Source organism: Sphingomonas caeni, from assembly GCF_026013415.1.
GTDB lineage: Bacteria > Pseudomonadota > Alphaproteobacteria > Sphingomonadales > Sphingomonadaceae > Sphingomonas > Sphingomonas caeni.
The window spans coordinates 121,127-142,629 of the sequence record NZ_JAPDOK010000009.1 but is presented as its reverse complement, the minus strand read 5'-3'; the positions used below and the strand labels follow the sequence as shown (position 1 = coordinate 142,629).

At 66.7% G+C, this 21,503-nt stretch carries 21 protein-coding genes and 1 tRNA gene; 10 read left to right on the top strand and 12 right to left on the bottom strand.

From position 1 onward, the window contains the following. Positions 1–39: 39 nt before the first annotated feature. The 4 genes from OF829_RS18455 to OF829_RS18440 form a co-directional block, all read right to left on the bottom strand. Positions 40–675, bottom strand: coding sequence for a DUF1906 domain-containing protein (locus OF829_RS18455; RefSeq protein WP_264941643.1), 636 nt, complete (start codon positions 673–675; stop codon positions 40–42). 74 nt (positions 676–749) lie between these two features. After that, entirely contained in the window at positions 750–1,421 is a 672-nt protein-coding gene (locus OF829_RS18450) for a pilus assembly protein (protein ID WP_264941642.1), read from the bottom strand. After that, positions 1,418–2,035: a TadE/TadG family type IV pilus assembly protein gene (locus tag OF829_RS18445; protein ID WP_264941641.1), complete on the bottom strand. Its 618-nt coding sequence runs from the start codon at positions 2,033–2,035 to the stop codon at positions 1,418–1,420. Before OF829_RS18445 ends, OF829_RS18450 begins: the two co-directional genes overlap by 4 nt. A 32-nt stretch (positions 2,036–2,067) precedes the next feature. Continuing rightward, complete coding sequence (locus OF829_RS18440) at positions 2,068–4,062, bottom strand: TadE/TadG family type IV pilus assembly protein (RefSeq protein ID WP_264941639.1); 1,995 nt, start codon at positions 4,060–4,062, stop codon at positions 2,068–2,070. Between the two features lie 153 nt (positions 4,063–4,215). Here OF829_RS18440 and OF829_RS18435 point away from each other — a divergent pair, with 153 nt between their 5' ends. Then, entirely contained in the window at positions 4,216–4,863 is a 648-nt protein-coding gene (locus OF829_RS18435) for a hypothetical protein (protein WP_264941638.1), read from the top strand. A 52-nt stretch (positions 4,864–4,915) separates the two neighbouring features. Then, a complete protein-coding gene (locus tag OF829_RS18430) occupies positions 4,916–5,449 on the top strand; it encodes an EF-hand domain-containing protein (RefSeq protein ID WP_264941637.1) in 534 nt (177 codons plus the stop codon). 88 nt (positions 5,450–5,537) lie between these two features. On the opposite strand, the gene trmFO is transcribed toward OF829_RS18430, so the two are convergent. Then, complete coding sequence (trmFO, locus tag OF829_RS18425; RefSeq protein WP_264941636.1) at positions 5,538–6,851, bottom strand: methylenetetrahydrofolate--tRNA-(uracil(54)-C(5))-methyltransferase (FADH(2)-oxidizing) TrmFO; 1,314 nt, start codon at positions 6,849–6,851, stop codon at positions 5,538–5,540. 47 nt (positions 6,852–6,898) lie between these two features. Here trmFO and OF829_RS18420 point away from each other — a divergent pair, with 47 nt between their 5' ends. Genes OF829_RS18420 through OF829_RS18410 form a run of 3 tightly spaced genes read left to right on the top strand, consistent with a single transcriptional unit; the run spans position 6,899 to position 8,363 of the window. Continuing rightward, a complete protein-coding gene (locus tag OF829_RS18420; protein ID WP_264941635.1) occupies positions 6,899–7,534 on the top strand; it encodes a lysoplasmalogenase in 636 nt (211 codons plus the stop codon). After that, on the top strand, positions 7,531–7,962 hold the full coding sequence (locus OF829_RS18415; RefSeq protein ID WP_264941634.1) for a DUF488 domain-containing protein: 432 nt from the start codon (positions 7,531–7,533) through the stop codon (positions 7,960–7,962). The genes OF829_RS18420 and OF829_RS18415 overlap by 4 nt, the downstream gene beginning before the upstream one ends. Before the next feature lie 14 nt (positions 7,963–7,976). Beyond that, a complete protein-coding gene (locus OF829_RS18410) occupies positions 7,977–8,363 on the top strand; it encodes a VOC family protein (protein ID WP_264941633.1) in 387 nt (128 codons plus the stop codon). Position 8,364: 1 nt separating this feature from the next. On the opposite strand, the gene OF829_RS18405 is transcribed toward OF829_RS18410, so the two are convergent. After that, complete coding sequence (locus tag OF829_RS18405; protein ID WP_406701448.1) at positions 8,365–8,709, bottom strand: DUF952 domain-containing protein; 345 nt, start codon at positions 8,707–8,709, stop codon at positions 8,365–8,367. An 80-nt stretch (positions 8,710–8,789) separates the two neighbouring features. Here OF829_RS18405 and OF829_RS18400 point away from each other — a divergent pair, with 80 nt between their 5' ends. Both OF829_RS18400 and OF829_RS18395 read left to right on the top strand, forming a co-directional pair. After that, positions 8,790–10,538 (top strand): tetratricopeptide repeat protein, encoded by a 1,749-nt coding sequence (locus OF829_RS18400; protein WP_264941631.1) that lies wholly within the window; start codon positions 8,790–8,792, stop codon positions 10,536–10,538. A 17-nt stretch (positions 10,539–10,555) separates the two neighbouring features. Beyond that, positions 10,556–11,086, top strand: coding sequence for a hypothetical protein (locus tag OF829_RS18395; protein ID WP_264941630.1), 531 nt, complete (start codon positions 10,556–10,558; stop codon positions 11,084–11,086). A 43-nt stretch (positions 11,087–11,129) separates the two neighbouring features. Here OF829_RS18395 and gyrA read toward each other — a convergent pair whose 3' ends face one another. From gyrA to OF829_RS18375, 4 genes are all read right to left on the bottom strand, one after another. Further along, on the bottom strand, positions 11,130–13,871 hold the full coding sequence (gene gyrA / locus OF829_RS18390) for a DNA gyrase subunit A (protein WP_264941629.1): 2,742 nt from the start codon (positions 13,869–13,871) through the stop codon (positions 11,130–11,132). 113 nt (positions 13,872–13,984) lie between these two features. Then, on the bottom strand, positions 13,985–14,605 hold the full coding sequence (locus tag OF829_RS18385; RefSeq protein ID WP_264941628.1) for a hypothetical protein: 621 nt from the start codon (positions 14,603–14,605) through the stop codon (positions 13,985–13,987). Positions 14,606–14,615: 10 nt separating this feature from the next. Continuing rightward, entirely contained in the window at positions 14,616–15,230 is a 615-nt protein-coding gene (locus OF829_RS18380; RefSeq protein ID WP_264941627.1) for a hypothetical protein, read from the bottom strand. Continuing rightward, positions 15,227–15,835, bottom strand: a complete 609-nt coding sequence (locus OF829_RS18375; protein WP_264941626.1) for a hypothetical protein — start codon at positions 15,833–15,835, stop codon at positions 15,227–15,229. Before OF829_RS18375 ends, OF829_RS18380 begins: the two co-directional genes overlap by 4 nt. Positions 15,836–16,047: 212 nt before the next feature. On the opposite strand from OF829_RS18375, the gene OF829_RS18370 reads away from it, so the two are divergent. After that, positions 16,048–17,298, top strand: a complete 1,251-nt coding sequence (locus OF829_RS18370; RefSeq protein WP_264941625.1) for a tetratricopeptide repeat protein — start codon at positions 16,048–16,050, stop codon at positions 17,296–17,298. A gap of 192 nt (positions 17,299–17,490) precedes the next feature. Here OF829_RS18370 and OF829_RS18365 read toward each other — a convergent pair whose 3' ends face one another. Then, positions 17,491–17,955 carry an Lrp/AsnC family transcriptional regulator gene (locus tag OF829_RS18365; protein WP_264941657.1) on the bottom strand — a complete coding sequence of 155 codons (465 nt, stop codon included), beginning with the start codon at positions 17,953–17,955 and terminating at the stop codon, positions 17,491–17,493. Positions 17,956–18,138: 183 nt separating this feature from the next. Between OF829_RS18365 and OF829_RS18360 the strand changes: the two genes are divergently transcribed. Both OF829_RS18360 and OF829_RS18355 read left to right on the top strand, forming a co-directional pair. Continuing rightward, positions 18,139–20,376, top strand: a complete 2,238-nt coding sequence (locus OF829_RS18360; RefSeq protein WP_264941624.1) for a sensor histidine kinase — start codon at positions 18,139–18,141, stop codon at positions 20,374–20,376. 2 nt (positions 20,377–20,378) lie between these two features. Then, positions 20,379–21,377 (top strand): polysaccharide deacetylase family protein, encoded by a 999-nt coding sequence (locus OF829_RS18355; protein WP_264941623.1) that lies wholly within the window; start codon positions 20,379–20,381, stop codon positions 21,375–21,377. Positions 21,378–21,417: 40 nt separating this feature from the next. Here OF829_RS18355 and OF829_RS18350 read toward each other — a convergent pair. Beyond that, positions 21,418–21,494, bottom strand: a tRNA-Pro gene (locus OF829_RS18350). Positions 21,495–21,503 lie beyond the last annotated feature (9 nt).

The window sequence follows — 21,503 nt, the reverse complement described above, 5'->3', positions numbered from 1 at the left end:
GGGATGACGATTCCATCAAAGGCGCCCGGCGTGGATGCCTCAGCCGATCATCCAGGTCGGCAATCCCCCGAGAAAGTCCTCGGTGATCCGGTCCTGGTCGATCTCATTGTCGTAGAGCGTCTGGAGCATCTGATAGCCGCGATAGGCGACCGCAGGGACGTCCCCAGCGCCTTGCCAGTAATGCTGGGTGTTGAGGTCCGAATAAAGCTGGTCGGCGGCGAGCACCGCTGAGCTCCCCACATAGATGCCGGGCTCATAGCCCCCCGCGGACACCGCCGCGAACCAGGCGTTGCAATAGGCGGTAACGTCGCTCGCCGGGACGCCCGAGGCCACGCCTTCGAGATCGAGCCAGAGCGTCACGCCCGGCACCACACCGGCCGCCTGCACGGCATCGGCAGCGGTGCTGCCATATTGCGTGCCGAGCGTGGCGGTCGGCGTCCAGCCGGGCTCCGAGACGTGCTGCACCACCATCAGCGCGAGCCCGCCCGCGATGATCGTTTCGACCTCGGCCGCCGACAGGTCGGTCGAGTCGGGCGCGCCGGAAAGGGGGACATAGCGCACGCAGAATTTATAGCCCTGCTGGACGAAGGACGTGACCTGCGCGGCCGAGAGCTGGCTATCGATGTCGAACCCCAGCGACCCGCTGACGGCAGGCTGCGCGCTTCCAATTGCCATGATAACCCCTCCCGGTGTCAAGAAACGGTAAAGTCGAACTGCGACTCGTTACCTACACCGGAAAGAAGAGTTGGTCAGCAGCTGGAAGGCGTGACCCCCGCCACCTGATAAACGCCATTGGTCCCGCCCGTCGTATCGCGGCGGTCGCGGACCATCATCGAGGCGATCTCGGTAAAGCTGCTGGTGGGTGCGAGCGAAGCCTTCACCAGTGGCTGATATTCGTAATAGACCTCGACGAACATCGCCACGCCGCCTTCGGGCGCGATCGTCTGGCGGCCGGCGGGGCCGACGCCGTTGAGGTTGGTCTGGCCTGCGGTGCCATAGGTCGAGGCATGCGCCGTCTTGGCGCCGTAGCAGCGCTGCCACGCGATCTTGTATTTGCTGTTGGTGTTCGGATTGGCCACCGGCTCGACGCTCGACAGGATGATCCGGCCATAGGTCTGCAGCCCGAGTTCGCCCGATTGCAGGTTGGCGCCGATGAACAGGTCGTTGATGTCGGATTCGGTGATCGTCTTGACCGACAGCTGGCTGCCCGCTCCGATCCGCGCGGCGTTATCGGCGAGGTGGAGCGAGATCTGGCTGATGCGCATCTTGGTGGTGATGTAATTGGTCAGCTCGGCGCCGGTCAGGCTCAGCAGCAGCAAGAGCGGCAGCGTCAGCGCGAATTCGAGCAGCGCGACGCCCTGGGTGTCGCCCTGGAGCCGGCGGCCGCTCGCCGCGAAGAGGGTACGGAGCGTGGAGATCACGGGCAATTCCTCACGGCGGGCACGGCCTGGTCGCCATAGGGCTGGTTGCGCAGCACGGTGGACGCGGTGAGCACGGTCGTGTTCGATCCGCCGACCATCTTGTAGATCGGGAAGAAGCGCGGATAGCTGACGGTGACGGTGTAGAGTACCGCGTCCTTCGCGCCGCCCTGGCCGCTATTGCCGCCGGTCGCGTCCCACACGCCGTTGCCGTTATTGTCCTGATAGGGCTCGCCGCCGTTGCAGGTGCCGTTGCTATTGGTGTCGGTATAGGGCTCGAACTGCGATGCCGCGGCGTTGGTGAAGCTGCGATAATATTTGCGGCTGAAGGTGATCGTCAGATTGTTCGCGAGCGCGCGGACCTGGTTGCGCACCTTGTCGTCGAGCGCGGTCTGGGTGTCGGTGGCCAGGCCCGTTTCCAGCGTCGCGTCGCGCGCGGCCTTCTGGATGATGCCCTGGAGCACCGAGCGCATGTAGAGCGTGTGCCCGACGTCGAACGCGCCGAGCAGGACCAGGCCCATGACGGGCGCCACGAGCGCGAATTCCACGACCGTGGCGCCCTTCACATCGCGTGCGAGCGCGCGCGGAAGCCGGCGGGGGAGGGAAGCGCGGGGCATTCCGCGCAGCCATCGATGGGAGACCTGCCGGGTCATTTGGTGAGCCTGAGTTGCGATATCTGATCGGCGATCGACTTGAAGGTTGCCTGGATCGTCGCGGCATTGGTGGCGTTGAAATAGCGGCCTGGCGTGGCGCAGGCGGTCATCCGCGTCACCGTGTCGCTGTCCAGCGTGCCGAAGGTGATCACCCACAAGGTGATGTTCTTGTTCTTGATCGCGGTGCAGATCGCCGCGGTGCGCGCATTGACCTGCGCCGTGATCGTGCCCGTGGAGGTGCAGCCATCGGTCGGCGCGGTGGCACTATCGGTCTCGCGCCGGTCGAACCAGGCGATACCATAGGCCTGGTAATTGCCGATGCCGGTGCAGGGATCGCCGTCGGTCATGAAGATGATGTGCCGCTCGATCTCGCCGCCCTGCGGCGTATAGGCGTTCTCCGACGAGAAGATGCCGGTCGGCGAGGCGAAGCGCGCGCCCCAGAGCAGACCGATATCGTGATAGGTGTTCCCGTTCGGCGTCAGGCTGTCGACATAGGTGTCGAAATCGTCCGCATCGGGCCATTGCTGCAGCTTCTTGGCCTGGGTCGGGCAATAATATTGCGACCCGTTGACATAGTTGGACGTGGTGTACTGATCGGTCAGCGTCCAATAGCCCGATCCGCCGCCCCAGCCACCCGGATCGTTGCGCGTGTAGATCAGGTCGTCGAGCGCCGGGGCCCATAGCGTCGTCGAGTCGCTCTGGCTGGGCGTCAGATCGATATCGAGATCCTTGGCGCCGCTCGGGATCGGGCTGTAGCTCGCCTGCTTGACGGTCGCGCGCTCCTCGATGCAGCCGTCCCAGGTGATCGTCTTGCTGGTGCCGCTCGAATTGATCGGGAGCGTGAAGCTGTTGTTCCACGCCGCGCCGTTCTTCAGCCCCGAAATGTCCGTGGTGATCTTGCCATAGTGCCAGCGGTTGAAGGTCTGGTTGGTGACCGTGACCGGCGTCTGGGTATGGTTGACCGTCGTGTAGGTGCCGGTGCCCTGGTAGCGCTTCTGCAGATAGCAGGGCCACCAGCCGGTCGTCTGATAGTCGATATTATACTTGCTGTAGGTCTTCGTGGTCCAGGTCTTCACGCCGCTGCCATCGGTCGAGACCGAGCTGTCTTCGGAGTAGGCGCCGGTCACGTTGTTCTGGTCGGCCGGCAAGCTCGGACAGCTGCCATAGCTGTTGCTGACATTCGACCAGCTCCCCCACCCGGAGGTGCCGCTCCCGCCCGAGCCGGCGGAATCGACCGCGGGGTTGGGATAGGTGTAGCTCGTCGAGGTCGTCCACTCGGCTTCGCGCGACTGATAGGGCCAGCTATTGGCGAAATAGCTGGTCGGAAGCAGCTTTCCGACGTTCACATTGGTCGCATAGGGCATGAAGCCGAAGCGGATCTGCACCTGATCGCCGGTGCCGCCGCTGGGCGTGCCGGTGGTGCAGTTTTCGTCGGTGTCGAGCCGCGCGACGATTTCGTAGAAGCATTTCACCGAGCTCTTGAGCGAGGCCATCTTGGTCACGGTGTCGCCGACCGGGATGTCGCCCATCGATCCGGTGGTATCGAGCACGAACATCACGTCGGTGTTGGGCAGCCGCATTTCGGCGTCGCAGGTGACGGTGAGCGTTTCCGACGAGCGGCCGAAGATCTTCATCAGCGTCATCGGCAGCGTCGCCGAGGCGGTGCCGCTGACCTTGCCGGCATTTTCGGTGAAGGTGCGCGTCAGGCCCGAGGCGCCATAGGCGTCGGACTGATAGTTCGCGTCGAAGAATTTCTGCGCGGCGACATTGGGGTAGTTGGCGGTGCCGTTGACCGTCTGGGCCCAGGTGCCGCCGCCCATCGCCTTGCGGCCCGCAAGCGCGCCGGCGTCGCAGGCATGTTGCAGCCGCGTCTTGACGATGTAGAGGCGGGCAATGTCCACGCCGCCGCCGACCATTCCCGCCAGCGGGATCAGCGCCGCAGCCATGATCGCCATGGTGTTGCCGCGCACGTCCTTTGACAGGCGTGTCATGAAGCCCCTGCGAGGCTCGCGCGTCTGCTCTGCGTTGGACATTGTCATCCCCGTTCCCCGATCAGAAATGCATATGCGCCGGGTACCGCTAATGGGGTTTAAAGGGCCGTGGTTAAGGGGCCGTAACCCCCGTATCCGAAAAGACCCGGAGTCATGACGCCGCCCGACCCCGAACGGGCGCTGATCCTGACCTATGCGCCGATGCCCGGACGGGCGGCGCTTGCGGCGCTGCTGGACCTCGATGACGCCCTGGCGCGGCTGCTGCGGACGACGCGCGAACCGGCGATCGGACAGATCAGGCTCGCCTGGTGGCGCGAGCGGCTCGAGGCACTGGAGCAAGGGCCGCCGCCGGCCGAACCGGTGCTTCGGGCGATCGCGGCGAGCGGTGTGCCGGGGGCCTCGCTCGTACCCGTCGTCGATGGCTGGGAAGTGCTGATCGAGGATCGGCTGGATCGCGACGCGCTGGCGCGGTTCGCGAAGGGGCGGGGGACGTTGTTCGTGGCGGCGGGCAAGGCGCTGGGCGCGGCGGGCGATCCGTTGGCGGAGGCGGGGCAGGGCTGGTCGCTGGCCGACCTCGCCCGGCATCTGGGCGAGCCCGCCGAGACCGAGGCCGCACGGGCCATGGCGGAGCCGTTGCTCGACGCCGCCGCCGCCGCGCGCTGGAGCCGCGAAGGGCGCGCGCTGGGGGCGATGGCGCATCTCGCGCGGTGCGATCTTCGGTTGGCCCCGGGCGTGGCGCCCCCTGCCGGATCGCCCGCGAGAGTGGCGCGGCTGGCCTGGCATCGGCTGACTGGCCGTTAGCTTCCATTTGGGCTAGCCTCGCCTCAGCGAAACGGTCGGGGGAGAGTCGGTCATGTGGCGCTATTGGGTGGGTGGCGCGGGCGCGCTGTTGCTGGCGGTGGCCGGCATGTTCCTGTTCCGCGGCACCGCCGCCCCCGAGGTCAAGACGCCACCGCCGCCGCCCGCCGCGGTGGCGCAGGCCGAGGAGGAACTCCCCGCCGAAGCCCCGCGCGCCAGCGAACGGACGCGCGAGCAGAAACGCTTCGACCGGCTCGACAAGGACAAGAACGACATCGTCAGCCGCGACGAATTCCTCGCGCTGCGCCGGCGCGCCTTCGCCAAGCTCGACACCAATGGCGACGGCAAGCTCTCGTTCGAGGAGGCCGCGGTGCGCACTACCTCGCGCTTCGCCACCGCGGACAAGGACCGGTCGGGGACGCTCACCCGCGCCGAATTCGCGGCCACGGCGCCCAAGCGCCGCCCCCAGCAGCCGCGGTGTCGTTGCCCGCAAGGGGATGGACCTCCACCCCCCGGCGGACGCCGCGGCCCGCCCCCCGGTGGCCCGCCGCCCGGCGGCCCGCCGCCCGAGGAGGAGGGCGAGGATTAAAACTCGTCATCCCGGCGAAAGCCGGGACCCAGGGTTACAAACGATGGCCTGTGTGGCTCTGGGTCCCGGCTTTCGCCGGGATGACGGCTCAGGAGACCGCCCAGCCTCTGAACGCCTCGCGTGCCCGCGCGGTGTACATCAGCTTGCGGTCGGCCTTCTTGGTCCGCCCCTCGATCGGGGGCATCAGCCCGAAATTGACGTTCATCGGCTGATAGGTCTCGGCCTCCGCCGCCCCGGTGATGTGCGTGAGCAGCGCCCCGAGCGCGGTTTCGACCGGGGGAGAGGGCAAGGCCGCTCCCGCCAGCTCCGCCGCGGCGAAGCGCCCTGCGAGCAGCCCGATCGCCGAACTCTCGACATAGCCCTCGCACCCGGTGATCTGTCCGGCAAAGCGGATATGCGGCGCGCTCTTCAGGCGGAGGGTGGGATCGAGCAGTTCGGGCGACTTGATGAAGGTGTTGCGATGCAATCCGCCGAGCCGCGCGAACTCGGCATTCTCCAGTCCAGGAATCGTCCTGAATAGAGCAACTTGATCCGCATATTTGAGTTTTGTCTGAAAGCCGACAATGTTCCACAGCGTGCCCGAAGCGTTATCCTGCCGCAGCTGGACGCAGGCATAGGGCCAGCGCCCCGTGCTCGGCTGATCGAGCCCGACGCCCTTCATCGGCCCGAAGCGCAGCGTGTCCACCCCGCGCTCGGCCATCACCTCGATCGGCATACAGCCTTCGAAATAAGGGACATTCTCCCATTCGCGATACTCGGTCTTCTCGCCCGCGATTAGGCCGGCGTGGAAGGCCAGATACTGGTCCTTGTCCATCGCACAGTTGATGTAATCCTTGCCCGATCCCTTGTTCCACCGGCTCTGGAACCAGGCCTTTTCCATGTCGATGCTCTCGAAATGGACGATCGGGGCGATCGCGTCGAAAAAGGCCAGCTGGTCCTTGCCCGTCGCGCGCGCGATGCTTCCGGCTAGCAATTCGCCCGTCAGCGGACCGGTTGCGACGATCGTCATGCCGTCATCGGGCAGCGCATCGACGCGTTCGCGGACGATTTCGATGTTCGGATGTCCCTCGAGTGCCGCCGTGACGCCATCGGCAAAGCCGTCGCGGTCGACTGCGAGCGCCGATCCGGCGGGAACCTTGTGCAGGTCCCCCTGCGCCATGATCAGCGAGCCGAGGTCGCGCATCTCCTGGTGGAGCAGCCCCACCGCGTTGCGCTCGGCATCGTCGGAACGGAAGCTGTTCGAGCAGACCAGTTCGGCGAGGCGGTCGCTCTGGTGCGCGGGGGTCGTGCTGCCCGATCCGCGCATCTCCGACAGCTTCACCTTGTGCCCCGCCTGGGCAAGCTGCCACGCAGCCTCCGAACCGGCGAGGCCGCCGCCGATAATATGTACCTGATGTGTCATGCCCGGCCCCGATAGCGCAGCACTTCGCCGGGCGCTATGCACGGTACATGCGCTTCAACCGGACCGACTGGATCTTCGTCGCCGCGATCATCGTCGCGGCCAATTATTTCTCGAACAGCTGGATGGGGTTCGAAGGGCCGCTGGTGGTGGCGGAGAAGGGAGCCGGGGTCGCGCTTCTCGCGCTCTGGGCGGGGCTGCGGGCGCCGCCAAGCACCGATAAATGGCTGATCGTCGCGGTGATGCTGTTCGGCGCGCTGGGCGACGTGCTGATCGAGGGGCAGGGCAACCTCACCCGCGGCGCGCTTGCCTTTCTGGCGGGGCATGCCGTCGCGGTGGTGCTCTACTGGCGAAACCGGCAGGGTAACCCGTTGCTTGCGCTGGCGCTGGCCATCGTGGTCGCGCTGATCGCTTTCCTGATCCCCGCCGATCGCGCCGCGGCGCCCGGGATCGCGCTCTATGCCGCGGGGCTCGGCGCGATGGCAGGTACCGCGGCGGTCAGCCGCTTCCCGCCGCTGGTGGGGCTCGGCGCGCTGCTGTTCGTGGTTTCGGACCTGCTGATCTTCTCGCGCATGGGGCCGCTGCACGGCTCGGCCATTCCCGATATCCTCGTCTGGCCGGCCTATGTCGGCGGGCAGGCGCTGATCGCCTGGGGCGTGGTTTCGGCGCTGGCGAGGCGCGCGTGAAGATCTTCACCATCGGCTATGAGAACACGACGATGGAGGACTTCATCGCCGCACTGAAGGCCGCCGGCGTCGAGCAGATCATCGATGTCCGCGCCGTTCCGCTCTCGCGGCGGCCGGGCTTCTCGAAGAATGTGCTTGCGGCGAGCCTCAGGGAGGCCGGGATTTCCTATGTCGGACTCAAGGCACTCGGCACGCCCAAGCTCGGGCGCGATGCCGCCAAGAAGGGCGATGTGAAGACGCTGGAGGCCGTCTACGACGCGCAGCTCGGCCTGCCCGAGGCGCAGCTGGAGGCGGCGAAGATGCGCGAACTGGCGGCGGAGAAGCCCTCGGCCCTGCTCTGCTTCGAGCGCGACCCCGCGCATTGCCATCGGACTCTACTTATTGCCGCGGAAGGCGAGGGGGCCGAAGTCGTCGATCTGTTCCCCTGAGAGGAGAGACGCTCATGATCGACCATATCGGCATCGGCGCCGGCGATTTCGAAGCCTCGCGCCGCTTCTACGAGGCCGCGCTGGCGCCGCTCGGCATGACGGTGATGATGGAAATCACCCCCGAAATGTCCGGCGGCTATCACGGGCTCGGGCTGGGCAAGGACGGCAAACCCTTTTTCTGGCTGTCGAGCGGCGGCGCGCGCGGTTCGGGGATGCACGTCGCCTTCGCGGCCGCGACCCGCGCCGAGGTCGATGCCTTCTACGCTGCCGCGATGGCCGCAGGCGGGCGCGACAACGGCGCGCCGGGGATCCGCGCCCACTATCATCCCAATTACTACGGTGCCTTCGTGCTCGATCCCGACGGGATCAACGTCGAGGCGGTGTGCCACAAGCCCGAATAGCTCAGCCCGTAACAGGCAGGCGCAGGCTACCGTCGGGCTCGTAATGCACTTCGGAATAAGCGATCACCACCGATAGCGGCAACGGCGCATAGATGTGCGGGAAGAGCTGGCCGCCGCGCGAGGGCTCCCACTTCACCGCGTCGCCCAACGCCTCCAGATCGACCGCGGCGATCCACAGGTCCGATTGTCCGGCGAAATGCTTCTCCAGCGTCTCTGCGGCCTGCTCGGCGGTCGAGAGGTGGATATAGCCATCCTGCAGGTCGATCGGGGCGCCGGTGAAGACGCCTTCGTGTTCGAGCACGTCCATCTGCTGCTTTGTCAGTATCTTGTATGCGACTATGTCCATGATCCGCAAAACCCTCCAGCTTGCCCGATGGTTTCACCCCCGTTATCTTCAATCGGCTGAAGGCGTTAGAGGGGATGAGGATGCGTTCCTGGTTCTTGTGGGTTGCGGCCGCCGCGACCCTGTTTATTGCTCCGGCGGCGTCGGCGCAAAAGCTTCCCTCCGCCTATCAGGGCTCGCGCGACCAGTTCTTCTGGAACGGCAAGCAGAACATGCCCTTCAAGCTTTATGGCATCGCCATAGAGTGGGACAAGGATTGCACCAAGGGCAAGGCGGACCAGTGCATCCGGCTGGCCAAGGCGTTCGAGACCGGGCTGGGCGATCTCGAAGCCGATATGCGCGTCGCGGTGGGCTATTATATGCGAGCGTGCGAGAAGGGCTCGGGGCCTGGCTGTGCGACCGCGGCCAAGATCCTGCGCGATGGCAGCGCGGGCTTCACCAATCCCGCCGAGGCCCAGAAAATGGCCGAGCGCGGCTGCAATGTCCTCAAGGATCAGAATGCCTGTGCGGGCATGGCGGTGGGGCTCGCGGGCAACGACGGCGGGCGTTCGTCGCAGCTGATCGACAATGCCTGCGCCGCGGGGGCTGATGACGGCTGCCGCATGAAGGCCAATGCGCTGTTCTACGACAAGCGCGATTCGGCCTCGCGCGCCGAGGCGATGAAGATGTTCGAGACTGCATGCACCGCGAGGCGCGCCTGGGGATGTCAGGGGCTTGCCGACGCTTATGGACAGGGGCTGGGCGTAACCGCCGATCGGGCCAAGGCCGCCGATTATGCCCGGATCGGGTGCACGCAGGGGCAGGGCAACCGGCTGCGGCTCTGCACGCTCCACGGCATCGCGCTGACCCGCGTCGGCAGCCCCAAGGCCGATTTCAACAAGGGCGAGCAGTTCCTCGACGCCTCGTGCAAGGGCGGCGACGGCTTGGCGTGCAACCAGATCGGGCGGATCGGGGTCAGCCAGATGGCGGGCGCGACGACGACCGACAATGAGGGCCGCTATTATCTGCGCCGTGGCTGCGACCTGAACTATGGCCCGGCCTGCACCTATCTCGCCGCCGTCTATATGGGCGGGGTCGGGGTCAACCAGGACAATGCTGTCGCACTGGCGCTGAACGACAAGGGCTGCCGCCTGGGCGACAGGGAAGGCTGCGACATCTCGAAGCGGCTGCTCGCCGCCGAGCCGGGCCTGCGCGGGCGGATCCCCGCGATCGATCCCGCGGCAACGGTCGAGCAGCAGCTCCGCAGGGGCCGCGCCGTGGCCGAGGGCACCGGCGACCGGATGGCGGGGGTGCAGGCGGTCTATCGCCTCGTCCAGGAGGGCAATGAGGATGCCGAATGGCTGTTCGGCGGCTGGCTCTATTATGGTCTGCCCGGCGTGTTCGACACGTCGCGCCGCGCGGACGGGCTGATCCTGTTCGAAAACGCCGCACGCGTCGGGCATATCGACGCCGCGGTCTTCATGGGCATGGCCTATTGGTATGGCGACGGCGTGGCCGAGGACCGTACCAAGGGCGAGCGCTATATGCTGATCGCCGCCGACCGCGGCAGCCCGATGGCCGCTGCCATCTATCGCTCGATGCGCGCCGAGCCGATCCGGCAGGAAAATGCCCGGCGGCAGAAAGAATATGCGGCCTGGGCCGAGAGCCGGCGGTCGAGCTGGGCGCAAAGCTGGTCGAGCTGGACGCCGTCCTTCTCGCTCTCGGGCTATAACCCGCCTTCCTATACCGGCCCTTCGACTGCGGACATCATTCGCGAAAGCAATTGGAACCAGCGGATCAACTATCTTTCGGGTTCGACCACCGCCTGCCCGAGTTCGAATCCCTATTGCTGAACCCTTGGGAGGGATGGATGAGCAAGTTCAGATCGATCGTAAGGATTGCCGTGGTGCCGGCGCTGCTGCTGGCCGCCTCGCCGGCGTTCGCGCAGGTCAATGTCAATTTCTCGCAGAATTCGCGGAACGGCGTCTGCTACTTCTCGGTCGGCGGCCCAAACGCACCCGGAACCGACAAGCCGATGACGCTCGAATTCAGCTATCGCGTCCGCGACGGCAATCTGGGCGCATCGATCAAGGTGAACGGCTGGGAGCGCGTCCAGAAGGCCAATCCCGATACGACCTATCCGATGACGGTGGTGCTCGACACCGGCAAGAGCAAGCCGTCGCGCTCGGGCGGCTATCAGAGCGGGTTCAACGACACGATCTGGGCGGGCTGGGGCCCCGGCGAGCTTTCGACGCCGCTGCTCGACCTGCTCAAGGGCGCAAAGACGGCGCGGGTGGAGGTCGATGGGATGAAACTCGGGCCGTTCGACCTGCAGATGAAGGGGCTGGCCTATGTTTCGCTGACCCAGTGCGCGGAGCGGGTGCGGGCGGGCAAGGAATAGCCTCCAACGTCATCCCCGCGAGAGCGGGGATGACGAGGTTGGTTCAAGACTCGCCGCCCTCCGCCAGGTCCTCACCGGTGTCGCCGTCGGGAGTCGGCTCGGCCGCAACCGCGCCATCGCCGAGATCGGCTTCCGCCTCGTCCTCGCTCTCCTCGATCCGCGCCGCCGAGACGACATGCTCGTTCTCGGCCACGTCGAACAGCTTCACGCCCGCCGAGCCGCGGCCGATCACGCGGGTATCGCCCACGCTCATGCGGATCAGCTTGGCCTGATCGGTGACGAGCATCAGCTGCTCGCCATTATGCGCGGGGAAGCTCGCGACCACGGGGCCGTTGCGCTTGAGATTGTCGATATTGGTGATGCCCTGGCCGCCGCGATTGGTCTTGCGATACTCATAGGCCGAGCTCCGCTTGCCATAGCCGTTCGCACAGACGGTGAGGATGAACTCCTCCGCCGCGACGAACGCCTCCATGCGCGCCGGATCGAGCGTCACCTCGCGCTCGCCATCCTTCCACGGCGCGGCCTTGAGATACTGGTCGCGCTCCTCGGTGGTCGCATCGAACGCCTTGAGGACCGAGAGCGAGATGACCTCGTCCTCCTTCTGGAGCGTGATCCCGCGCACGCCGGTCGAGTTGCGGCTCTGGAACTCGCGGACATCAGTGGCGGCGAAGCGGATCGCCTTGCCGCCGCGCGTCGCGAGCAGCACGTCGTCGCTCTCGTCGAGCAGTGCCACGCCGATCAGCCGGTCGTCGGCATCGTCGCCTTCGAACTTCATCGCGATCTTGCCGTTCGAGGGCACGTTGGTGAAGGCGTCCATCGAATTGCGGCGGACGCTGCCCTTGGCGGTCGCGAACATGACGTGGAGCGCGCCCCAGTCATCCTCATTCTCGGGGAGCGGCAGCACCGTCGAGATCGTCTCGCCGCCGGCAAGCGGCAACAGGTTGATCATCGGCCGGCCCTTGGTGGCAGGGCCGCCTTCGGGGAGGCGCCAGACCTTGAGGCGATAGACCTTGCCGTGCGTCGAGAAGAACAGCACCGGCGTGTGCGTCGAGGTGACGAACAGGTTGGTGACGACGTCCTCGTCCTTGGTCGACATGCCCGCGCGGCCCTTGCCGCCGCGGCGCTGGGCGCGGAAGGTCTCGAGCGGGGTGCGCTTGATGTAACCTTCCATCGTCACGGTGACGACCATGTCCTCGCGCTCGATCAGATCCTCGTCGTCGATTCCGTCGGCGGCGGCGGCGATTTCGGTGCGGCGCGGGGTGGCGTAGAGGTCGCGGACCTGGGTCAGTTCCCCGACCATCACCTCGTAGAGGCGCGCGCGGTTGCCCAATATCTCGAGCAGCTCCGCGATGACCTCGGCGAGCTTGGCCAGCTCTCCGCCGATCTCGTCGCGGCCGAGCGCGGTGAGGCGATGCAGGCGCAGATCGAGGATCGCGCGGACCTGGAGGTCCGAAAGCCGATAGCTGTCGCCCTCGACCTCCACATCAGTGGCCTCGACCAGCTTGATGTACGGGGCGATGTCGGCGATCGGCCATTCGCGCGTCAGCAACCGCTCGCGCGCGACCACCGGGCTCGGCGAGCCGCGAATGATGCGGACCACTTCGTCGAGGTTCGATACCGCGATGACGAGGCCGAGCAAGATGTGCGCACGGTCGCGCGCCTTGGCGAGCTCGAACTTCGAGCGCCGGGTGATGACCTCCTCACGGAACTTGACGAAGGCCTCGATGATGTCGCGCAGGTTGAGCAGCTCAGGCCGCCCGCCGCGGATCGCCAGCATGTTCGCCGGGAAGCTGCCCTGCGCCGGCGTGTTGCGCCAGAGCTGGTTGAGTACCACGTCGGGCGTGGCGTCGCGCTTCAGGTCGATGACGATCCGCACGCCCTCGCGCGAGCTTTCGTCGCGGATGTCGCTGATGCCCTCGATCCGCTTGTCCTTGGCGGCTTCGGCGATCTTCTCGACCAGCGCGTTCTTGCCCTGCTGATAGGGGATTTCGGTGAGCACGATCGAACGGCGCTCGCCGCGCTGCTCGAGAGTGTGGCGGCAGCGGACGATGATCGAACCGCGGCCGCTCTGATAGGCGGAGCGGCAGCCCGAGCGGCCGAGGATCAGCGCGCCGGTGGGGAAATCGGGCCCGGGGACGATCTCCATCAGCTCCTCGACGCTGATTCCGCCATTTTCGATATAGGCGAGGCACGCGTCGATTACTTCGCCCAGATTATGCGGCGGGATGTTGGTCGCCATGCCGACCGCGATGCCGCCCGCGCCGTTGACCAGCAGGTTCGGGAAGCGCGCGGGAAGGACGGTGGGCTCGCTCTCCGAGCCATCATAATTGTCCTGGAAATCGACCGTATCCTTGTCGATATCCTCGATCAGATAGGTTGCGACCTTGGCGAGCCGCGCCTCGGTGTAGCGCATCGCCGCGGGCATATCGGGATCCATCGACCCGAAATTGCCCTGGCCGTCGATCAGCGGCACCCGCATCGACCAGTCCTGCGCCATGCGCGCCATCGCCATGTAGATCGAGCTGTCGCCGTGCGGGTGATATTTACCCATCACGTCGCCGACCAGGCGGGCCGATTTGCGATAGGGCTTGTTGGCGAGATAGCCGCCCTCCTGCGCCGCGTGGAGGATGCGGCGATGGACGGGCTTGAGGCCATCGCGAACGTCGGGGAGCGCGCGCGCCACGATCACGCTCATCGCGTAGTCGAGGTACGAGGTTTTCATCTCGTCGACGATCGAGATGGGCGTAATGTCGGAGGGGTCCGCGAGGACGGTCTCGTCGGTCAAGGTTTCAGGTTTCCGATGGTTTGTTGCAAATCTGAGGCGGCTCTAGCGGGGTAGGGGGCTGCTGCCAAGCCTCGCGTACGTGCGCGTGCACGTACGCGTGCGCGCGAAGGTGCTCAGTCCTTTTCGAGGATTTCGCAGGCGCGGGCGATCGCGTAGATATTGCCGACCTGCAGCGACGCGGAAAATTGGGCGCCGATCAGTGCGCTCTTCTGCTCGTAGCTGGTATAGCCATGGCTGCCCATCACATCGTCCTCAAGCCGCGAGTTCAGGATGCCGATCAGGCGCTTCCAGCGGAGCGGCTCGGCGGCATCGTGATTCTGTTCCTGCAGGCCCGTGGCGAAATCCTCGACCATCGGCAGCACGGTGATGCACATCACCTCGGCCTTGAACCGGTCCGCCGGGAGCGTGGCGAGCTCCTTGCGCGCCAGCGGGAAGCGGACATCGCATTGCCGGGCCTGGGCCTCGGCCTGCGCGGGCGAGGGTTTCGGCAAATCGTCCAGCTTGACGCTCAATTCTTCGAACCGCGCGAACAATGCATCGGGGTCGTCCCCGGCGGTCGCATGCGCCGCCTGCATCAGATAGTAGACCGTCTCGGCATTGGCCCGCATCCGCGAGATGCTTTCGGTCTGGTTCACCTCGACGACCGCCTCCACGCATTTCATCGCCTCGGCTTCGGTCTCGTTCTGTGGAGCAGCGGTCTGCGCGAACAGTGCCATCGCCAGCATCATCGGCATCGGATTTCCTTCAAGTCTTCGGAAGCTGCGCGATGCAGCGTTCGGTGATCGCGTAGCTGTTCCCGATGGCGAGCGAGGCCTGCATCACGCGATCGAGTTCGGCGCCCGTGCCCGTGGCGGTGATCCCGTGCTGGCGCATCAGGTCCGGCGCTTGCGCGGAATAATAGTCGAAGGCGGGCGACACTCGCTGCAATTCCGCCTTTCCCTTACCCATCCGGTCGAGCCCGAGCGCCGCGCCATACATGACCATGACCGAGCCGTAGCAGGTGAGGCTGCGCTGATACGCGTCAGCGGGAAGCGTCACCGCCGCATCGGTGCGCGCGAGCGGATAAAGCCGGTCGCATTCGGCCATCCGGCTCTGCGCCGCCGCCTGCGACGGCACCGGGCGGCCCTGGACGACCGCGACCAGCGCGTTGACGCGATCGACATAGGGGCCGCCGCCCGGATCGGCCTTGGCGGCGACCATGACGTAATAGGAGAATTGCGCGGTGATCTTGAGCAGGGGAGGATCGGCCTCGCCGGCATGGCTGCCCGCGACCGCGCTGGCGCAGCCCATCGCCCGCTCGGCCTCGGCATTGAGGGGCGCATCCTGTGCCATCATCGCAAGCGCAAGCAGGATCGTCATCGGTCGTCCCTCTTCATCTCAGCCTCGCAGCTGAGTGAAATCGAATCGAAATTTCCGATCCGGAGCGAGGCCCGCATCACCGGGCCGAACAAGCTGTCGGTCACCGCTTCGCCGCTGAGCTGGGAAGCGGGGATCTTGCCGCTCAGCCGCATCGCGTAGCGGCGTTGCACGGGCTGCCAGCGCTCGAGCGCACTACCGTCATGTTCGGCGCGAAGCTGGCCCTGCGCGGCGCCGACCTGAATGCTCGTCACCGCGAAACACAGCCGGTCGCGATCGAATGGATCGGCGGGGAGGATCGCGAGTTCGGTCGTACGCGCCATCGGAAAGCGGAGGTCGCATTGCGGCATCAGCGCCTTCGCCTCGGCAAGCGAGACAGGGTTGGGTTTGTAGCTGTGCGCCAACTCGCTCATCCGCGTGAGGAGCGGCTCGCCCTGCGGGTCGGCGGCCGCAAGCTGCAGCAGATAATATCCCACGCCGCTCGACGTCAGGAACCGGGAGACCCCCTCCGCCGGCGCCGCGACCAGCCACGCATCGGCGCAGGCCGTTGCCGCCCTGGCGGTGTCGGCATCGAGCGTGGCGCTTTGCGCCAGTATCGCGATCAGCATGTTTCCCTCCAGGCCCCGGCGCATCCTAGGCGGCAAAAGCCCTGCTGCGCCAGTGTCATGCGCGCGCAATGCGGCGGGGCGATCCCGTTCAATGCGCGTTAACGGGACGGTTGGCATCGGCGAGGCAGAAGCCCCCGCTTGAATGGCGGCGGGCGGGCCTTTAGAGCGTGCGCGTTTCCCGAATCCGACGTGCGGACAGGAGAGTTCTCGAAATGAAGATGGTTTCAACGCTGGCGCTCGCCGCCGTCCTGACGCTGGGCGTCGCCAGCCCCGCGATGGCACAGAAGCGCGGGCAACAGGAAGACCCGAACGCCGCGCCGAAGCTCACCGTCAGCGCCGCCTTCCGCAAGCCCGCCGCCGACGCCGAAAAAGCGTTCAATGCCGGCGACATCCCCGGGGCCGATACCGCGCTCGCCCAGGCTGAAGCCGTCGCGAAGAATGACGACGAGAAATATTTCGCCGCCTTCCTGCGGCTGCGCATCGAGGTGCGGAAGCAGAATCGCGAAGGCATCATCAAGGCTGCCGACGCGCTGATTGCGAACCCGAAGACGCCGCAGGGGCACCTGCCCGAATATTATTTCGTCCGCGCCCAGGCGACCTTCTATTCGGGCAAGCGCGCCGACGCGCTGCCCTTCCTGCTCAAGGCGCGCGAGCTTGGCCGCAACGATATCGATCTGCCCTTCATGCTCGCCCAGATCTATGGCGATGCAGGCAAGACCGATGAGGCGGTGACCGAGATGAGCCGCGCGATCGACCTGGTGAAGGCGAGCGGCAAGACGCCCGAGCAGAATTGGTACGAATGGGCCTTTTCCCGCGTCTACAAGAGCGGCGACCGCACGGCTTCGGCAGTGTGGATGATGCGGATCGTCAAGGATTTTCCGACGCTCGCCAACTGGCACCGGATGATCGCGCTCTATCGCGAAAGCGCCAATGTCGCGAAGGTCGAGCTCGGCAAGCGCGAGAAGATGGATCTGTTCCGCATGATGCGCGCGACCGGGGCGCTGGCCGATCAGGCCGATTATTTCAACTATGCCAAGGCAGCGATCGAATCGGGCCTGCCCTGGGAAGCGGTCTCGGTGATCGACGAGGGCCGCAAGGCCGGCAAGGTCCCCGCGAACGACGCCGATTTCGCGAGAATGTACACGGGCGCGCAGACGGCGATCAGGACCGACACGCCGCTCGAGACCCAGCTCGCCCAGGCCAAGGACGGCAAGGAAACCGCGCTGGTGGGCGATGCCTTCCTCTCCTCGGGCAATTATGCCCGCGCGCTTGCGGTCTACGACCAGGCCTTGGCCAAGGGCGGTGCCGATGCGAACGCGATCAACCTGCACCGCGGCGTCGCGCTGGTGGGCCTCGGCCGCAAGGAGGAGGCGCGTGCGGCCTTCGCGCTGGTCAGCGGCACCCCGCTCGGCGACATCGCCAAGCTGTGGACCGTCTGGCTCGACCTGCCCGCGCTCACCTGAGCCGCGGTATCGCTGGATAGGGAAGGGGCGGCCTGCGGGTCGCCCTTTTCTTTTCCGAAATCCTCCCCCGGAGGGGGAGGTGGCAGCGAAGCTGACGGAGGGGTAGCTACCCCAAGCGAGGGTCATCGCGTGCGGCGACTACCCCTCCACCATCCTTCGGATGGTCCCCCTCCCCCTCCGGGGGAGGATCTCTCAGGCCGGAACCGGCACCCCGGGCAGCGCCTTGGACGTGCGGATCGTGAAGCTGGTCTTGACGTGCTCGACATTGGGCGCCGGGGTCAGCCGGGTGGTGAGCAGGTTCTGGAAGGTCTGGAGATCGGTCGCCACGATCTTGAGGATGAAATCGATCTCGCCGTTGAGCATATGGCATTCGCGGACTTCGGGGATGTCCGCCACCAGCCGTTCGAACGCCTGCAGATCGGCCTCGGCCTGGCTGCGCAGGCTGACCAGCGCGAAGACGGTGAGGTTGTAGCCGAGCGAGGCGGGTTCGAGCGCGGCATGGTATCCGCGAATCGCGCCATGTTCCTCGAGCGCGCGGACGCGGCGCAGGCAGGGCGGGGCGGTGAGCCCCACGCGTTCGGCCAGTTCGACATTGGTCATGCGGCCATTTTCCTGGAGCAGCGCCAGGATCCGCATGTCGATCTCGTCGAACCGCATATTCGTTCCAACCCCGTGTTTCATTCGTACCGAATCCTGCCGGTAAGCATAAGATTATTACGCTGCAACGCAATCGTCCCAGATTGCGACGTGCCGAAATGAGCGGTTCCTGCGGGCGTCCCGCCGGGTTAAGAAATCCTTACGGCGCGAGCAGTTGGCGCTGGCCAGGGAAATGAGCAGCGGGTGCGTTTCGACGATACTCTTGAAACGGTGCTGGCGGGCGATTTCAGCACGCCTTCGGGCATGCAGTCGGCGTGGCGCCAGCTGGTCGATTTGATCGGCCGCCGCCGCGTCTACGCCGATCCGCGCGCGCTCAACCTGCTGCGCGGAATTCGCCCGAAGGTTCCCGTCGCGGTGCGCGCGGCAAGCGCGCGTGGCCTCGAATATGCCGATCCGCCCGCCGCGCTGGTGCGCCTGCTCGCGGTCGACGAGGTTGCGGTCGCGATGCCCGTCCTGCGCAGCGCCAGGCTGACATCGAACGACTGGATCGGGATACTCCCCGAACTCGCGCCCGTTGGCCGCGCGGTTCTGCGCAACCGGCGCGATCTGAGCCCGGTCGTCCGCCGCGCGCTCGAAAGCTATGGCCCGATCGATTTCGTGCTGCCCGACGAATCGGCACCGGTGGCCGAAGAAGTGGCGGTCGAACCCGAAATTGCCCTTGCGGAAGAAGCGGCGGTCATCGAAGCGTCCGAACCGGTTGCTATCGAGGAGCCCGAGCTTGCGGTTGCCGTGGAGCAGCTGGTCGACTGGACCGATGTGATCGGGGCCCAGGAAGCAGAGCCCGAGCCCGAGCCCGAGCCGGTTGCCGCCGAACCCCTTGCCGCGCCGGAGGAAATCGCCGCGCCGGAAACCGCCGAATCGGAGCCGTTCATGCTTGCGCCCGAGATCACCGAGTCGCCGCTGGTCACAGCAGGGCTGCAAGCGGTCGAGGCGGCGGAGCCAGAGCCGGAAACCCTTCATATCGAAGAAGATTTCTCCTTCGTCGCGCTGGCGGAGCAGGCTGCGTCGCTGCCCAGTCCGACTATTTTGGCGGCCGTCGCGCCGCCCGCGATCCAATCCGGGACAGTCGAGGCAAACCCCGACCCCGAGCCGATTGCGCGCGCCATCGAAGCGGCCCACCAACCCCCCATGGCACCGCTGGATACCGCCGTCGCACAAACGTCCGCAGAGACGTCCGAAATCGCTGAAGGGCTTGGCGCTGACCTGCCCGCCGAGGGTCCGATCGCGGATCCCCTCGGCCCGCAGCATGAGCCCGAAGTCGCCGCGCGCGAGAACGAGGCCGATGGCCCATTCCAGATTTCGGAAGTCGTCGCGCGCATCGACGCCTTTTGGAAGAATCGCGAAGAGGCCGCAGAGGCGGCCGAGGCGGCGCCCCGACATGCACCGGCTCCCGCCGAGCATTTCCGCTTCGAGACCGACGCCAAGGGCGTGATTCGCTGGGTCGATGGCGTCAGCCGCGCGCCCATCGTCGGCCTCTCGCTCGATCTCCAGGGCACGGGTGCGAGCGAAGGCTCGGGAGTCGATGGCGTCGCCACTGGTGCCTTCCGCCGCCGCGCCGGTTTCTCCAACGCGCGCATGGCGATCGACGGCGAATCGGATGCCTCGGGCGACTGGCTGATCTCGGCGATCCCGGTGTTCGATCCCGCCAATGGCCGCTTCACCGGCTATCGCGGCACCGCGCGCCGCCCGCGTGCCGACGAGCGCGCCGAGCCGGTGCGCCCCGCGCCCGCAGCCGGCACCGCCGCCGATTCGCTGCGCCAGCTCGTCCATGAACTGCGCACCCCCACCAACGCGATCGCCGGCTTTGCAGAGATGATCGAGACGCAGATGCTCGGGCCGGTCTCCGATCCCTATCGCGACCGCGCGACCACGATCCGCGCCCAGGCGCGCGAACTGCTCGGCGCGATCGACGATCTCGATCTCGCCGCGCGGATCGACAGCGCCGCGCTGGCGCTGGTGCCCGGTCGCGTGACGCTGCGCCCGCTGCTTTCGGGCATCGCCGACGATCTTGCCCAGCTCGCGGCGCTGCGCGGTTCGGCGCTGTCGCTGCCGATCGACGACCTCGCCGTCACCGGCGACCGGCGCGCGGTCGAGCGGCTGCTCGCGCGGCTGATGGCGACTTTGGTCTCGGCGAGCGGCCCCGGCGAGCGGATCGGCATCCGTACCGCGCTCGAGGCCGACGACAAGGTGACGATCACCATGGATCGCCCCGCGGCGCTTTCCGATTATCCGGGCGATTCGGTGCTCGGCATCGATGACGAGGGCGGCGATTCGACCCTGCTCGGCACCGGCTTCGCGCTCCGCCTCGCCCGCAATCTGGCGCGCGAGCTGGGCGGCAGCCTGGTGATCGAGCCGGAGAGCTTGACTTTGCGGCTTCCGGCCTCCGTAACCGCTCCGGTGGGACAGGCGCATCTGAGCTGAGCATGGGCGGCGAGACCGCGCCCTATCGCGCGCCAGCCCCCGATCCTGCGAGCTACATCCAGTGGCCCGCGGATTTCGGCACGCGTTTCACGGTCTTCGTCGACACCGAAGAGGAATTCGACTGGCGCGAACCGCTGCGGCGCGATGCGCGGAGCGTCACCGCGACCGCGGCCATTCCTGCCGCGCACAGGCGCTTTGCCGAGCGGGGCGTGGCGCTGACCTATCTGGTCGATCATCCCGTCGCGAGCGCGCCGCAGGCGGTCGCGGCGATCCGGCCTTGCCTCGACGACGGACGCTCGGCGGTGGGCACCCAGCTCCATCCCTGGGTCAACCCGCCGTTCGAGGAGGAAGTGAACGGCCCCAACAGCTTCGCCGCCAACCTTCCCAAACCGCTTCAGGCCGCCAAGCTCGCCGAACTGACCCGCACGATCGAGGCTGCGTTCGGCGCGCGCCCGCTCGCCTATCGCGCGGGCCGCTACGGCATCGGCCCGGAGACGTTCGCGCTGCTGGCGGCCGAGGGGTATCGTCTCGATACCTCGCTGCGCCCGGCATATGATTACTCCCCGGAGCAAGGCCCCGATTTCACCGCGGTGCCGAACCACGCCTTCCGCGCCGGCGGGATCGTCGCCTTGCCCTTCAGCACCGTCTTTACCGGCGCGTTGCGCGGGCGGGGGGCCGGACTCTACCGCGCGCTGGGCAGCATTCCCAAGGGCAGGGGGGTCGCCGCCCGCCTCCACCTCCTCTCGCGCGTCTCGTTGACGCCCGAGGACATGCCGCTCCCGGACGTGCTGGAGGCGATCCGCGTCGCGGCGGGCGAGGGCCTGCGCATCCTCAATTTCGCCTTCCACTCGCCATCGCTGGCCCCCGGCCACACCCCCTATGTGCGCGACGCGGCGGATCTTGCCGCCTTCTGGCGCTGGTGGGACGCGGTATTGGCGCTGCTCGAGCGGCTTGGGGTGCGCAATGCGTCGCTGAGGGAAGTCCTGCAAGCGGCGGAGTGAGGTGCCGGCTGGCTTGCCGGCCATAGCCGCAGGCGAAGGGTGGTCGGGGAGACAGGATTTGAACCTGCGACATCCTGCTCCCAAAGCAGGCGCGCTACCGGGCTGCGCCACTCCCCGACGCGGCGG